This is a genomic window from Arsenicitalea aurantiaca (assembly GCF_003994485.1).
In the GTDB taxonomy this organism is placed as follows: domain Bacteria; phylum Pseudomonadota; class Alphaproteobacteria; order Rhizobiales; family Devosiaceae; genus Arsenicitalea; species Arsenicitalea aurantiaca.
Genome location: NZ_RZNJ01000002.1, coordinates 689,623 through 703,309 on the forward strand (window position 1 = coordinate 689,623; position 13,687 = coordinate 703,309).

Below are 13,687 nucleotides of genomic sequence, written 5' to 3' on the forward strand. Positions count from 1 at the left end.
CTCCTCGTTTCGCGGGGTCCGGACCGGCCTTGGCCCGGCCCCTCACGAAAGCGTTTCTGGAAAATAGGGCTCGGCAGATTATTCCGCCGCGCTCTGAGGAGGTTCGAGTTCCCCGTCGACTTCGCTCTGCTCATTGTCGTTGTCGCTCATGTCGAGCTCGACATTGAGACCGAGCGAGCGGATTTCCTTGACCAGCACGTTGAAGCTTTCGGGAATGCCAGCTTCGAACGTGTCGTCACCCCGCACGATGGCCTCGTAGACCTTGGTCCGGCCCGCCACGTCGTCCGACTTGATGGTGAGCATCTCCTGAAGAGTGTAGGCCGCGCCATACGCCTCGAGTGCCCACACCTCCATCTCGCCGAAGCGCTGGCCGCCGAACTGCGCCTTGCCGCCCAGCGGCTGCTGGGTAACGAGGCTGTAGGGTCCGATCGAACGGGCGTGGATCTTGTCGTCCACCAGGTGGTGCAACTTGAGCATGTAGATGTAGCCCACCGTCACCTGGCGGTCGAACTGCTCGCCGGTCCGCCCGTCATAGACGGTCGACTGGCCCGATGCCTTCAGCCCTGCCCTTTCGAGCATGGTGACAATGTCCGCTTCCTTGGCGCCGTCGAAGACCGGCGTCGCGATCGAGACGCCCTTCGACAGGTGCTCGCCGAGGCGAACGAGCCCGTCATCATCGAGCTGGCTCATCTGCTGGTCATTGCTGAACAGCTCGCCGATCTCGGTGCGGAGCGGCGTCAGATCGCCCTTCTGCTGATAGATACGCAGCATCTGGTCGATCTTCTTGCCCATGCCCGCACAGGCCCAACCCAGATGGGTCTCGAGGATCTGCCCGACATTCATGCGGCTCGGCACACCCAGGGGGTTGAGCACGATGTCCACATGGGTGCCGTCTTCGAGATAGGGCATGTCCTCGATCGGGACGATGCGGCTGACCACGCCCTTGTTGCCGTGGCGGCCGGCCATCTTGTCGCCGGGCTGGATCTTGCGCTTGGTCGCGACGAACACCTTGACCATCTTCATCACGCCCGGGGGCAGCTCGTCACCGCGCTGCAGCTTGTCCACCTTGTCGATGAACCGCTGCTCGAGCAGGCGCCGGCTTTCCTCGTATTGCGCGTGAAGGGCTTCCATCTCGGCCATGACCTTGTCGTCATCGACCGCGAACTGCCACCACTTCGAGCGCGGCTGGGCGTCGAACATCTGGTCGTTGAGCTTGGTGCCGACCACATAGCCCTTCGGGCCCGCAGTCGCAGCCTTGCCGAACAGCATCTCCTTGAGACGCGCATAGACGTTGCGGTCGAGGATCGACTGCTCGTCGTCACGGTCCTTGGCAAGCCGCTCGATTTCCTCGCGCTCGATGGCCATCGCGCGCTCGTCCTTGTCGATGCCGTGCCGGTTGAACACGCGCACCTCCACCACCGTGCCGGCGTCCCCGGGGGGCACGCGCAGCGAGGTGTCACGGACGTCCGAGGCCTTCTCGCCGAAAATGGCGCGGAGGAGCTTCTCTTCCGGCGTCATCGGGCTCTCGCCCTTGGGCGTGATCTTGCCCACGAGGATGTCGCCGGCCGCGACTTCGGCGCCGATGTGGACGATACCCGCCTCGTCGAGGTTCTTCAGCGCTTCTTCCGAGACGTTCGGAATGTCGCGCGTGATTTCCTCGGGACCGAGCTTGGTGTCGCGGGCCATCACCTCATATTCCTCGATGTGGATCGAGGTGAAGACGTCCTGCATCGCGATCTTCTCGGACAGCAGGATGGAGTCCTCGAAGTTGTAGCCGTTCCAGGGCATGAACGCGACGAGCACGTTCCGGCCAAGCGCGAGATCGCCCAGCTCCGTCGACGGCCCGTCCGCCACGATATCGCCGGCCTCGACATGGTCGCCCACCACCACCAGCGGACGCTGGTTGATGCAGGTCGACTGGTTCGAGCGCTGGAACTTCATGAGGTTGTAGATGTCCACGCCCGACTTGGACGCATCCGTCTCCTCGGTGGCGCGGATGACGATACGGGTCGCATCCACCTGGTCCACGATACCCTTGCGCTTGGCGACGATGGCCGCGCCCGAATCACGGGCGACCACCGGCTCCATGCCGGTACCCACGAACGGGGCTTCGGCACGCAGCAGCGGCACTGCCTGGCGCTGCATGTTCGAGCCCATCAGCGCGCGGTTGGCGTCGTCGTTCTCGAGGAACGGAATGAGCGATGCCGCAACCGATACGAGCTGCTTGGGGCTCACATCCATCAGGTCGACGAGTTCGCGCGGCGTCAGCTGCACGTCGCCCGAATGGCGCGCAACGATCAGGTCGTCGGCGAACTGGCCGTCCGAGTTGATGGTCGCGTTGGCCTGCGCCACGTGGTGCTTGGCCTCTTCCATCGCCGACAGATACACCACGTCATCGGTGATCTTCCCGTCCACGACCTTGCGGTACGGGGTCTCGATGAAGCCATACTTGTTGACGCGCGCAAACGTCGCCAGCGAGTTGATGAGACCGATGTTCGGGCCTTCGGGCGTCTCGATCGGGCAGATGCGGCCGTAATGGGTCGGGTGCACGTCGCGCACTTCGAAGCCTGCGCGTTCGCGGGTCAGACCGCCCGGTCCGAGTGCGGAGAGGCGACGCTTGTGCGTGATCTCCGAAAGCGGATTGGTCTGGTCCATGAACTGGCTGAGCTGGCTCGAGCCGAAGAACTCGCGCACCGCCGCCGCTGCCGGCTTGGCGTTGATCAGGTCCTGCGGCATCACCGTGTCGATCTCGACCGAGCTCATGCGCTCCTTGATCGCGCGTTCCATGCGCAGCAGGCCGAGCCGGTAATGGTTCTCCATCAGCTCGCCGACAGAGCGCACGCGCCGGTTGCCCAGATTGTCGATGTCGTCGATCTCGCCACGGCCGTCACGCAGGTTCACGAGCGTGCGAACGACTTCGACGATGTCTTCCTTGCGCAGGATGCGCATGGTGTCGGGCGCATCGAGCTCGAGACGCATGTTCATCTTCACGCGGCCGACAGCGGAAAGATCGTAGCGCTCGGAATCGAAGAACAGCGATTTGAACATCGCCTCGGCCGTCTCGACGGTCGGCGGCTCCCCCGGGCGCATCACGCGATAGATGTCGAACAGCGCGTCCTCGCGGGACTCGTTCTTGTCGACCGCCAGCGTGTTGCGGAGGTACGCGCCCACGGTGATGTGGTCGATGTCGAGGATCGGCAGCTCGTCGAAGCCGAGCTCGATCAGCTTGGTCAGGGTCTTCTCGTCGAGCTCGTCACCGGCTTCGACATAGACCTCGCCGGTCTGCATGTTGATCAGGTCCTCGGCGACATACATGCCGTAGAGATCCGCATCTTCCGCGCGCAGATGGGTGAGCCCGTTCTCGGCGAGCTTCTTGGCCTGACGGGCCGAAAGCTTCTTGCCGGCCTCGTGGACGACGTCGCCGGTCTTGGCGTCGATCAGGTCCTGGGTGGGCTTTGCGCCCTTCATCTTCTCGGGATCGTAGGGCTTCTGCCACCCGTCTTCGGTCTTTTCGTAGACGAGTTTGGTGTAATAGGTGTCGAGGATTTCCTCGGCATCCATGCCCAGCGCCTTCAGAAGGCTCGTGACCGGGATTTTGCGGCGACGGTCGATGCGCGCATAGACGATGTCCTTGGCGTCGAACTCGATGTCGAGCCAGGAACCGCGATAGGGAATGATCCGGCCGGCGAACAGCAGCTTGCCCGAGGAATGGGTTTTGCCCTTGTCGTGGTCGAAGAACACGCCCGGCGAGCGGTGCATCTGCGAGACGATCACGCGCTCGGTGCCGTTCACGATGAACGTACCATTGGACGTCATGAAGGGCATGTCGCCCATGTAGACGTCCTGCTCCTTGATGTCCTTGACTGAGCGGGCGCCGGTGTCCTCGTCCACTTCGAACACGATCAGCCGCAGCGTCACCTTCAGCGGCGCTGCGAACGTCATGTCGCGCTGCCGGCATTCGTCGACGTCGTATTTGGGCTGTTCGAACTCGTACTTCACGAACTCCAGCGAAGCGGTGTTCGAGAAGTCGGTGATCGGGAAGACCGAACGGAAGACGGACTGAAGCCCCTCATCGCCGCGCCCGCCCTCGGGCTCGTCGACGAGAAGGAACTGATCGTAGGAGGCCTTCTGGACCTCGATCAGGTTTGGCATCTCCGTGACTTCGCGAATGGAACCGAAGGATTTGCGGACCTTGCGGCGGCCGTTGAACGTGGTAGCCATAAAAGCTCCTGTATCTCTGCGATGTGTCTCGGAGGCAAATGTCCAAAGATCCGACAATCAGCCGTCGGCGCTCAGGAAATCTGCCCTGCTGGGTCTGGTCGTGTGCCGCCCTGCCCTATGGGCCGCGGCGACGTCTCGAATGGAGACGACGGATGCGGAGCGGCGCTTGCGCCACCCCGCAGAGGCAAAAACAGCGAACTACTTGAGTTCGACCTTGGCGCCGGCAGCTTCGAGCTTTGCCTTGATGTCGTCGGCTTCGGCCTTCGACGCGCCTTCCTTGATGGCCTTCGGAGCGCTCTCGACCAGAGCCTTGGCTTCGCCGAGGCCCAGACCGGTCAGTGCGCGGACTTCCTTGATGACGTTGATCTTGTTGTCGCCGAAGGAGGCGAGGATCACATCGAATTCGGTCTTTTCTTCGGCAGCCGGGGCAGCAGCGCCGCCAGCAGCGGCAGCGACGGCGACGGGAGCCGCAGCCGAAACGCCCCACTTCTCTTCGAGCATCTTCGAAAGCTCGGAAGCCTCGAGAACCGTAAGGGCCGACAGGTCGTCTACGAGTTTGGCAAGATCAGCCATTTTCATTCACTCTCAGTTTTGTTTCGTTTTCAGTTCGAACCGTGGATGGGCCACAGGGCCCGGTTCGCCTATGCTGCAGCGCTCTGGTCCTTGTCCGCGTAGGCGGCGAGGACACGAGCGATCTGGGCACCCGGCGCCTGCGCGAGAACGGCGATGCGGGTCGCGGGCTGCTTGAGCATGCCGGCGAGGGTCGCACGCAGTTCGTCGAGCGAGGGCATGGTGGCCATCGCCTTGACGCCCGACGCGTCCAGCTCGGTCGCTCCCATCGCACCGCCGAGAATCACGAACTTCTGATTCTTGTCGGCGAAGCCGGCCGCGATTTTCGGCGCGACCATGGGATCTTCCGCATAGGCAATGACGGTCGGCCCTACGAAGAGGGCCGAGATGTCAGCCGTGTCGGTGTCTTTCAGAGCGAGCTTGGCAAGGCGGTTCTTTGCGACCTTCACCTGACCGCCGGCCTGTTTCATCTGCACGCGCAGATTTTCCATGTCGGCGACGGTAAGACCGGCGTTCTGAGCCACCACGATCGACCCAGCGCTGCCGAAGGCAGACTGGAGCGTCGAGACGAGCTCAACCTTTTCCGCTCTTTCCACTGCTAGTCTCCACATTGAGCCCGGCATTGCTGCCGGACCATTGCCAATTGCTGCCTCCGCGCCGCGAGCGGCCGAGGATCAGCGGGTTAACGCCTGTCAACCGAGCTCCCGCGGCGGGCTTTCGCCCCTGGCGGCAACTGGCCTGGTTCGAACCGAAACGCAGCATCTTCCGATGCGGAATCTCGCTTCTCACCCCGTCTATTGCTGGCCCCTTGATCGGGTTTAGGCGCTCGCGCGCACCGGCAGTCTCGGACAGGACTTTGCCGGCTCGATCGCGACCGAACCGGCTCCCGGGCGGCCGAAGCCGCCCGAAATCGTGCAGAGTGCCCTAGTGGACGCTCTGGGGATCCACATGCACGCCCGGACCCATCGTCGAGGTCACGGCCACGCGGCGGATATAGGTGCCCTTGGCGCCCGAGGGCTTGGCCCGGGTCACCGCATCGGCGAACGCCTTAATGTTCTCGAGCAGCGCTTCGTCCGAGAACGATGCCTTGCCCACGCCGGCATGCAGGATGCCTGCCTTCTCGACGCGGAACTCGACCGCACCGCCCTTGGCAGCCTTCACCGCACCCGCGACGTCCGGGGTGACGGTGCCGACCTTGGGGTTCGGCATCAGGTTGCGCGGGCCGAGGATCTTGCCGAGGCGACCGACGAGCGGCATCATGTCCGGCGTTGCAATGCAACGGTCGAAATTGATGTTGCCCTTCTGGATCTCTTCCATCAGGTCCTCTGCGCCAACGATGTCGGCACCGGCCTTGCGGGCCTCTTCTGCCTTCGCGTCCTTGGCGAACACGGCGACGCGCACGGTCTTGCCGGTCCCGTTCGGGAGGCTGACGACGCCGCGGACCATCTGGTCTGCGTGGCGGGGGTCGACGCCCAGGTTGAACGCCACTTCGACGGTCTCGTCGAACTTGGCGCTCGCGCGGGCCTTGACCATCTTCAGCGCTTCGCCGAGCTCATAGAGCTTCTTGCGATCGATACCCTCGCGGGCTGCTGCGGTTCTCTTGCCGATCTTTGCCATCTGCTCTTACTCCGCGACCTGGATGCCCATCGACCGGGCCGAGCCCTGGATCATGGACATGGCGGACTCGACGTCGTCCGCGTTGAGATCCTTCATCTTCTTTTCGGCGATCTCACGCAGCTGTGCCTGCGTGATCGTGCCGGCGCTCTCCTTGCCGGGGAGCTTGGAGCCGGACTTCAGGTTCGCCGCCTTCTTGATGAAGTAGGTCACCGGCGGCATCTTCATCTCGAAAGTGAAGCTCTTGTCCGCAAAGATGGTGATCACGACAGGGGTCGGAGCGCCCTTTTCCATCTCCTGGGTCTGCGCGTTGAACGCCTTGCAGAACTCCATGATGTTGAGGCCGCGCTGACCGAGCGCCGGGCCGATCGGGGGCGACGGAGTCGCCGAGCCGGCCGGCACCTGGAGCTTGAGGTAGCCCGTAATCTTTTTTGCCATTTCGTCCTCTCACGCGGTGAACCTCACCGCTTCTTCTGCATGTACCCGGCAAAACCGGGTCGTGACGCCGTGGTCCGAGACCTTTGTCGCGGCTGGCTGCCGCGCGCCTCTCCCACGGATTGGCGCCCGCCTTTCGGCCGGCGCATCCGGCTCGCGCCGGAAACTCTGCTAGACCTTCTCGACCTGGCCGTATTCGAGCTCGACGGGCGTCGGGCGACCGAAGATCGACACTTCGACCTTGAGCCGCGCGCGCTCCTCGTCGACTTCCTCGACGACGCCGTTGAAGCTCGCGAACGGGCCGTCCGCGACGCGGACCTGCTCGCCGATCTCGAAGCTGACCGAAGGCTTGGGATGCTCGACGCCTTCCTGAACCTGCTGCAGGATGCTCATCGCCTCCCGCTCGGAGATCGGCATCGGCTTGTCGCCAGAGCCGAGGAAACCGGTAACCTTGGGCGTGTTCTTGATCAGGTGGAACGCCTGGTCGGTCATCTCCATCTTCACCAGCACGTAGCCGGGGAAGAACTTGCGCTCGGCGTCAACCTTGCGGCCGCGCCGCATTTCGACGACCTTCTCGGTCGGCACCAGCACGTCGTCGAAAAGGTGCTCAAGCTTGGTCTGCGCAACTTTCTCGCGGATGGCCTCTGCCACCTTGCGCTCGAAGTTCGAGTAAGCCTGAACGATATACCAGCGCTTGGCCATGCCGCGTCGTCGCTCCTGAATCTTGTCTTTGACCGGGTCCGGTGCCTAGCGGATCGACAGCATCAGCTGGACGAGCCAGGAGATCACCTGATCGGCCACGAGGAAGAACACGCTCGCCAGCGCCACGAAGATCAGCACCATGATCGTAGAGACGATCAGTTCCTGGCGCCCCGGCCAGGTGACCTTGCTGACTTCCTGGCGAACCTGGTTGATAAACGTGATCGGATTGGTCCGGGCCATCAGCAAACGCTACTTCTTCTGTGATTTCGGTCATAACCAATAGCCGCGCGAGTCGACGCACGGCGTGAGCGGCTTATCTAGTCCGTATCGGGCAGGATTGCAACACCTGCATTTCCCAGTGGGCGAGACCGTCTCCGCCCCTTCCCGATCCACCTTCATCATGGCCTGGATAAGGCGTAAGCTCTCCTCGGCGCCGCCGGCGACTGCTGCCGTCTTGCGGCGCAACAGGAGGGACATGATGAAACACTTTCTGACTGCGCTCGCGTTGTCCGGGACGCTCTTCGCCTCTGGCGGCGTGCTGGCCCAGGACACCGGCATTTCCGTCGAGAACGGCGATCGCATCGCCCGGATCGGCGGCTGCCATGACTGTCATACGCCCGGCTTTGCCGAAGCCAATGGCGAGCTCGACCCCGCACAGGCCCTTGTCGGCAGCCCCGTCGGCTACCAGGGCCCGTGGGGCACCACCTATGCCTCGAACCTCAGGATCGTGGCGGCCGGTATGGGCGAGGAAGAGTTCGCCGACTATCTGCGCAACCTCCAGGCCATGCCGCCCATGCCCTGGTTCAACCTGCACTATTTCACCGACAACGAATTGCGCTCATTGCACCAGTATATCGTCTCGCTCGGCGAAGTCGGCGAGCCTGCCCCGGCCTACGTGCCGCCCGGCGAAGCCCCGCAGACCCCGTTCATCGTCTTCGCCCCGCCGCAGATGCCGTAATGCAGACGGGCCGCGCAAAGGCCATGCCGGCGCGGCCTGCCTACCATCGATCTATGTCATGAAAATCATGCGTTCGGCCGGGCGCTTGGCTTCCGGCGAACTGGCAGGGGCGGAGGGACTCGAACCCACGGCCCTCGGTTTTGGAGACCGATGCTCTACCAACTGAGCTACACCCCTGCAGGTGGCGATGTCTCTAATCGCAAAGCGTCAGCCACGCAAGACCAAACCGCTCACGACCAGAGATGAGGCATGAGCGGCAGCGCCACGAGGCCCATGCCGACAAGCGATATCGTGAACGCGATCGAGCGCCATGGCGAGAGCGCCTTCATGTAGCAGTAGAAATGCCCGATGCGCCCCGCGATGTAGACCACCCCGCCCAGCACCGGCAGCCAGCCATCCTCGCCCAGCACGAGCACCAGAATCGCCAGCGTCAGGAAGATCGGCAGCGTCTCGTGCAGATTGGCGAGCGCGCGGCGGGCACGCCCAAGCGCCGGTGTCGGCTCGGGAAGATTGTCCCGGGCCCCCATCTGCATTTCCGGCCCCACCTGCTGGGTCAGAAGGTAGCCGGGAATCACGTTCTGGATGAACACCAGCAACAGGACGATGAATATGATGAGCAGCATTGGGGCCTCCGGGGCAATCTGACGAAGCGACCACCTTGGCGCCGTGCGGTCAACAGCCCTCCTACGGATCGGCTGTGGGTTTAGCCCATTGCCGGGGCGCATAAGGCGCGTTCAGATGCTAGAGAGGCGCGCGCATGCGAATCTGGGAGCGAAGATGAAGGTTGAGATCGACATGGGGATGACGTCCGGCGGGACGGCGGCCATGCTCGACCTCGAGGAGCTTCTGGCCACCCGCCTTCTCGTCCAGGGCAATTCGGGCTCGGGCAAATCCCATCTCCTGCGCCGCCTCCTCGAGCAGAGCGCGCCCTGGGTGCAGCAATGCGTCATCGATCCGGAGGGCGATTTCGTCACCCTCGCCGATGCCTTCGGGCATGTGGTTGTCGATGGCGCCCGTACCGAGGCCGAACTGACCCGCATTGCCGGCCGGATCCGCCAGCACCGCGTCTCCGTGGTCCTCGATCTCGAGGGGCTCGATGTCGAGCAGCAGATGCGGTGCGCCGCAGCCTTCCTTGGCGGCCTTTTCGATGCCGAGCGCGATTTCTGGTATCCCATGCTCGTCATCGTCGATGAAGCCCAGCTCTTCGCACCCGCTGTCGGCGGCGAGGTCGCGGACGATGCGCGCAAAGTCTCCCTCGGCGCGATGACCAATCTCATGTGCCGCGGCCGCAAGCGCGGGCTCGCCGGCGTCATCGCCACGCAGCGTCTCGCCAAGCTCGCCAAGAACGTGGCCGCAGAAGCCTCCAACTTCCTGATGGGCCGCACCTTCCTCGATATCGACATGGCCCGGGCCGCCGATCTGCTCGGCATGGAACGGCGCCAGGCCGAGATGTTCCGCGATCTGCAGCGCGGCCATTTCGTTGCGCTTGGCCCCGCGCTCTCGCGCCGCCCCCTGCCCATCAAGATCGGCACCGTCGAGACGTCTGCCCGCTCCACGAGCCCGCGCCTCACGCCCCTGCCCGACCAGCAGGCCGATCCGCGCGATCTGATCTTCACGCCCGGTCCCGACGAGCCGGTCGCGCCGGTGCGCCGCGCCGCTCCACCCGCGCCCGTTCCAACGGCCGACATCATCGCCCAGCTCAGCCGCCCCCGCCCTGCCGAGGAACCGCCGGCACAGCCGCTCTTTCCCGAGCTCGAGGATGCCGAACGTCAGGCAGCGATCGACGCGATCCTCGCCGAAATTCTCGAGGACCCAGAAGCGTCTTTCCGAACGGTCGCAGTACTTTACCAGGATTTTCTCGTGCGCTGCCGCATCAGGCGCGTCGGGGGTGAACCTGTTCCGCTCGCAGCTTTCCGCCGCCTTCTCGCCGTGGCACGCGCTGGCGTCGAGACCGGCGAGCCGGACGACGGCGCATGGGCGCAGGCTCTTGCCCTCTCGGCAAGCCTCGCCGACGAAGTTCAGGGCGTCTTCCTCGTCGTTGCCCGCGCAGCAGTCGATCGTGCGCCCTGCCCGTCCGACGCCGCCCTCGCCCGCGCCTATGGCACGCATTCGCTGGGCCGCGCCCGGCGGCTCCTCACCTATTTCGAGGAGCGCGGACTTGTCGTCCTGCGCGTCGATTTCCATGGCAAGCGGGTCGTGGCCTTCCCCGATCTCGGCTGCGAGACGGCCCCGGGCGATCCCAACGCGCCCGACCACACCGAGCGCAGCGCCGCGGAATGATCTCCGGCCGCCTCAGGCCGGCGCCCCATCCATTGCCATCAGCTCCCAGACGTGGCCGTCTGGATCCTGGAAGCTTGCCCCGTACATTGGCCCCATCTCGAAGGTCGGCTTCCACGCCCGCCCGCCATTAGCCAAAGCCTTGGCGAGCAGGGCATCGACTTCATCCCGGCTGGCGCAGGAGAGGCACGTCAGCACCTCGGTCTGCTGCGTCGCATCGCTGATCGGCTGATTCGAGAACGTCAGGAAGCGGTCATGGGTGATCAGCATGGCGAAGATGTTCTCCTCGATGACGACGCACAGCGTGTCTTCCGAGCAGTACGTCTCGTTGAAGCTGAACCCGAGCGCCCCGAAGAACGCCCGCGAGGCCGCGACCGACTTTACGGGCAGGTTGACGAAGATCATGCGCATCCGAACACTCCTTCTGAGGCTTTGCCAAAGGACGGTGCTCCGGACACGCTTCCGACATCGAGATTGAAATTATTGCCCCTGCTCGAGCCTAGAAGAACGTCTTGACCGCCCCCGTCACCCGGTAATCGTCATCGCAGACGAGCAGCACATCCCATTTGTCGAAGGTCGTGCAGGGGTGGGAAATACCGAGCGTCACGCGATCTCCCGGCCGCATCGGCCCGTCCTCGGGGCACCGCAGATAGGCATGCTGGTCGTTGAGCGCGAAGATCTCGTGGTCCGCGCCGACCGGGTTCACCCGTGCTTCACCGCGCGGGACGTGACCCGTGACGCGCGGCAGATGAGAATCATAGGAGAGATCGCGCTTGCCGACATTGAGCAGCACCAGCCCGGGTTCCGGGCGCGACTGCACGGTCGCCCAGACTTCGAGCGCCGCACGTGGATGGCCCGCCGGCACAAGCTCTGGGCTCCGCGCCTCCGAGCGGTCGATGAGGCGGGCATACATGCCGCTGTCATGGCTGATATAGCAGCCGCTTCGCAGCACGACCCGGCTCGGCGCTTCGAGTTTTGCTGCGCCAAGCGTCTTGGCGACCATGTCGAAATAGGCAGACCCGCCGGCGGTCAGCAGCACCTCGCCCGGCGCAAAGAGCCCCGCCTCCCCCACCGCCTCGGCGGTCTCGACCATATAATCGAGAAAAGCCGCGATGCGCGCCTCGATGTCGGCCTGCCCCGAACCGGACATGTTGCCTTCATAGCCCTCGATCCCGCGCAGCCGCATCGCGTCGGGATGATTTGCGATCTCCCGCGCCAGCGACAGCGCCTCCTCGATCGTGCGGCAGCCGGTCCGCCCACCCATCGGGCCCACTTCGATCAACACGTCGAGGGGTCGCTCGGCGTCGGGCCGCGCTGCGAGGATCGCCGCAATGCCTTCCGGCGAATCGATCAGATGCACGCACTCGAAGTCCGGATCCCGCCGCCGCTCGGCGACGAGATAGGCGAGAAACCCGGGATCCAGCACCTGGTTGGCGATGATGATCCGGGAAATCCCGTAATGTCGGGCCACCCGCACCTGATGCAGGGTCGATAGCGTGATGCCCCAGCACCCTGACGCGATCTGGTGCCGAAAGAGCTGAGGCGCCATCGTCGTCTTGCCGTGAGGGGCGAGCGAAACGCCATAATGGCTGATAATGCGCCCCATCCAGGCCTGATTGTTGGCGATCGCCGAGGCCTTGAGCACGGCAGCCGGCAGCGGAACATCCCCCGCGAGCAGGTTCCAGCCCTGCGCCCCCACCGCGCCGAGCGCAAGTGCGCCTTCGGTTCCGGGCAACCCCTTGGTCCGCCCGTCCAGCAGCACATCATCCAGCGCCTCGAACATGCAATCCTCCATCCAGACCCGAAGACTTATCCCCGAGTCGCCCCACTACGCCAAATAAGACGGCCTCGGAAGATCATGGATTGGGGAAGCAAGCTGGAGCGGGTAGCGGGAATCGAACCCGCGTATTCAGCTTGGAAGGCTGCTGCTCTACCATTGAGCTATACCCGCATGCGCCGCTTGCGGCGCAGCCCGTGTTTAGGGGCGAAGCCGGGGCGATGGCAAGCCCAAAGTGCTCATGCCTAGGCAGGCGAGCGCAGAGACTTCTCGATGCGCGTGACCACCGGATCGAGCCGGGCCTTTTCCGACGCCGGATAGCTCACCTCGAAGGCCGAAACCGCGCTGCGATCCGCGTTGAAGAGATATTTGGTGTAGAAGATCAGCTCTTCGCCCGTTCCGGCATCGTCGCGCAGGAACCCCGAGAGCACGAACCAGCTATTGCCCGAGGCCCGGTACGTCACTTCGCGCAGCCCGTCAGCCGCTTCGATGGTTGCCGAGAACTCGTCGGGCGTAAACCCTTGCATATTCGCACTGCCCAGAACGTCGATCTGTACCGGCCCGATCGCCGTCAGCGTAACGCCCGCATCCGTTTCGATGACCTCGACGCCGTCGAGCACGCCGGTGGGAAGCTCAATCCGGTAGCCGAGCTCGGCATTCTGGTACGCCTCCCAGCCGTCCGACTGCGCCAGCACCGGCGTTGCGCCGAGCCCTGCGAGCACAACACCCGTCGCCACTATCCTGCCGATCATACCGTCCTCCTCTGGTCCTTCACTACCGGGGGGAACGGGGGCGGCGGGCAGGAGTTGCGTCCACGCAGCCTGGCCACCATATCGAGAGCACCAAGGGCGTGGAAGGAGAACCGAACATGATGCGGATATCCGCGATCATCGCGCTGGCCCTGCTCGCCGGCCTAGGCCCGGCATACGGGCAGTCTCGCTGCCCTTCCGAGCCGGAAACGGCGCGCTCAGGCTATGTCGCCAACAACGTCCAGCGCAGCCTTTGCCTCCAGCGCGAACTGTCGGACGGCACTCAGCGCCTGCAGGATCTGGCCCGTATCCAGAGCCAGATCAACGCTTCGGTTCAGCAGATGGAAATGCAGCGCCGCCTGAGCGGCTTCTAGCCTCTCGGGC

At 64.2% G+C, this 13,687-nt stretch carries 14 protein-coding genes and 2 tRNA genes; 3 read left to right on the top strand and 13 right to left on the bottom strand.

Going from position 1 to position 13,687, the window contains the following annotated elements:
• Window positions 1-78 precede the first annotated feature (78 nt).
• The 7 genes from rpoB to secE form a co-directional block, all read right to left on the bottom strand.
• Window positions 79-4,221, bottom strand: coding sequence for a DNA-directed RNA polymerase subunit beta (gene rpoB, locus EMQ25_RS07735; RefSeq protein WP_127187964.1), 4,143 nt, complete (start codon window positions 4,219-4,221; stop codon window positions 79-81).
• 198 nt (window positions 4,222-4,419) lie between these two features.
• A complete protein-coding gene (gene rplL / locus EMQ25_RS07740; protein ID WP_127187965.1) occupies window positions 4,420-4,794 on the bottom strand; it encodes a 50S ribosomal protein L7/L12 in 375 nt (124 codons plus the stop codon).
• 68 nt (window positions 4,795-4,862) lie between these two features.
• On the bottom strand, window positions 4,863-5,387 hold the full coding sequence (rplJ, locus tag EMQ25_RS07745; protein ID WP_127187966.1) for a 50S ribosomal protein L10: 525 nt from the start codon (window positions 5,385-5,387) through the stop codon (window positions 4,863-4,865).
• Window positions 5,388-5,715: 328 nt separating this feature from the next.
• Window positions 5,716-6,408, bottom strand: coding sequence for a 50S ribosomal protein L1 (gene rplA / locus EMQ25_RS07750; protein ID WP_127187967.1), 693 nt, complete (start codon window positions 6,406-6,408; stop codon window positions 5,716-5,718).
• Between the two features lie 6 nt (window positions 6,409-6,414).
• The gene (gene rplK, locus EMQ25_RS07755) at window positions 6,415-6,843 is read right to left on the bottom strand and encodes a 50S ribosomal protein L11 (RefSeq protein WP_127187968.1); all 429 of its coding nucleotides are present in this window, start codon (window positions 6,841-6,843) and stop codon (window positions 6,415-6,417) included.
• 168 nt (window positions 6,844-7,011) lie between these two features.
• A complete protein-coding gene (gene nusG / locus EMQ25_RS07760; RefSeq protein ID WP_127187969.1) occupies window positions 7,012-7,542 on the bottom strand; it encodes a transcription termination/antitermination protein NusG in 531 nt (176 codons plus the stop codon).
• A 45-nt stretch (window positions 7,543-7,587) separates the two neighbouring features.
• Complete coding sequence (gene secE, locus EMQ25_RS07765) at window positions 7,588-7,782, bottom strand: preprotein translocase subunit SecE (protein ID WP_127187970.1); 195 nt, start codon at window positions 7,780-7,782, stop codon at window positions 7,588-7,590.
• A gap of 238 nt (window positions 7,783-8,020) precedes the next feature.
• Here secE and EMQ25_RS07770 point away from each other — a divergent pair, with 238 nt between their 5' ends.
• The gene (locus tag EMQ25_RS07770; protein WP_127187971.1) at window positions 8,021-8,500 is read left to right on the top strand and encodes a c-type cytochrome; all 480 of its coding nucleotides are present in this window, start codon (window positions 8,021-8,023) and stop codon (window positions 8,498-8,500) included.
• Window positions 8,501-8,601: 101 nt separating this feature from the next.
• On the opposite strand, the gene EMQ25_RS07775 is transcribed toward EMQ25_RS07770, so the two are convergent.
• Window positions 8,602-8,677, bottom strand: a tRNA-Trp gene (locus EMQ25_RS07775).
• A 53-nt stretch (window positions 8,678-8,730) separates the two neighbouring features.
• Window positions 8,731-9,123, bottom strand: coding sequence for an MAPEG family protein (locus EMQ25_RS07780; protein WP_158625999.1), 393 nt, complete (start codon window positions 9,121-9,123; stop codon window positions 8,731-8,733).
• Window positions 9,124-9,277: 154 nt separating this feature from the next.
• Here EMQ25_RS07780 and EMQ25_RS07785 point away from each other — a divergent pair, with 154 nt between their 5' ends.
• A complete protein-coding gene (locus EMQ25_RS07785) occupies window positions 9,278-10,780 on the top strand; it encodes a helicase HerA domain-containing protein (protein ID WP_127187973.1) in 1,503 nt (500 codons plus the stop codon).
• Between the two features lie 12 nt (window positions 10,781-10,792).
• Here the strand turns inward: EMQ25_RS07785 and EMQ25_RS07790 are convergent, their stop codons facing one another.
• The 4 genes from EMQ25_RS07790 to EMQ25_RS07805 form a co-directional block, all read right to left on the bottom strand.
• Window positions 10,793-11,188: a VOC family protein gene (locus EMQ25_RS07790; protein WP_127187974.1), complete on the bottom strand. Its 396-nt coding sequence runs from the start codon at window positions 11,186-11,188 to the stop codon at window positions 10,793-10,795.
• A gap of 88 nt (window positions 11,189-11,276) precedes the next feature.
• Window positions 11,277-12,560: an amino acid deaminase gene (locus EMQ25_RS07795; RefSeq protein WP_158626000.1), complete on the bottom strand. Its 1,284-nt coding sequence runs from the start codon at window positions 12,558-12,560 to the stop codon at window positions 11,277-11,279.
• A gap of 94 nt (window positions 12,561-12,654) precedes the next feature.
• Window positions 12,655-12,728: transfer RNA gene (locus EMQ25_RS07800), tRNA-Gly, on the bottom strand.
• A gap of 71 nt (window positions 12,729-12,799) precedes the next feature.
• Entirely contained in the window at window positions 12,800-13,306 is a 507-nt protein-coding gene (locus EMQ25_RS07805; RefSeq protein WP_127187976.1) for a hypothetical protein, read from the bottom strand.
• 116 nt (window positions 13,307-13,422) lie between these two features.
• Between EMQ25_RS07805 and EMQ25_RS07810 the strand changes: the two genes are divergently transcribed.
• Window positions 13,423-13,677 (top strand): hypothetical protein, encoded by a 255-nt coding sequence (locus EMQ25_RS07810; RefSeq protein ID WP_127187977.1) that lies wholly within the window; start codon window positions 13,423-13,425, stop codon window positions 13,675-13,677.
• The last annotated feature ends 10 nt before the right edge of the window (window positions 13,678-13,687 follow it).

Coding starts and splice junctions, on each gene's coding strand:
- rplK (WP_127187968.1), bottom strand. CDS start 6,843: ATGGCAAAAAAGATTACGGGCTACCTCAAGCTCCAGGTGCCGGCCGGC.
- EMQ25_RS07805 (WP_127187976.1), bottom strand. CDS start 13,306: ATGATCGGCAGGATAGTGGCGACGGGTGTTGTGCTCGCAGGGCTCGGC.
- EMQ25_RS07810 (WP_127187977.1), top strand. CDS start 13,423: ATGATGCGGATATCCGCGATCATCGCGCTGGCCCTGCTCGCCGGCCTA.
- rplA (WP_127187967.1), bottom strand. CDS start 6,408: ATGGCAAAGATCGGCAAGAGAACCGCAGCAGCCCGCGAGGGTATCGAT.
- secE (WP_127187970.1), bottom strand. CDS start 7,782: ATGGCCCGGACCAATCCGATCACGTTTATCAACCAGGTTCGCCAGGAA.
- nusG (WP_127187969.1), bottom strand. CDS start 7,542: ATGGCCAAGCGCTGGTATATCGTTCAGGCTTACTCGAACTTCGAGCGC.
- EMQ25_RS07795 (WP_158626000.1), bottom strand. CDS start 12,560: ATGTTCGAGGCGCTGGATGATGTGCTGCTGGACGGGCGGACCAAGGGG.
- rpoB (WP_127187964.1), bottom strand. CDS start 4,221: ATGGCTACCACGTTCAACGGCCGCCGCAAGGTCCGCAAATCCTTCGGT.
- EMQ25_RS07785 (WP_127187973.1), top strand. CDS start 9,278: ATGAAGGTTGAGATCGACATGGGGATGACGTCCGGCGGGACGGCGGCC.
- EMQ25_RS07780 (WP_158625999.1), bottom strand. CDS start 9,123: ATGCTGCTCATCATATTCATCGTCCTGTTGCTGGTGTTCATCCAGAAC.
- rplL (WP_127187965.1), bottom strand. CDS start 4,794: ATGGCTGATCTTGCCAAACTCGTAGACGACCTGTCGGCCCTTACGGTT.
- EMQ25_RS07790 (WP_127187974.1), bottom strand. CDS start 11,188: ATGCGCATGATCTTCGTCAACCTGCCCGTAAAGTCGGTCGCGGCCTCG.
- EMQ25_RS07770 (WP_127187971.1), top strand. CDS start 8,021: ATGAAACACTTTCTGACTGCGCTCGCGTTGTCCGGGACGCTCTTCGCC.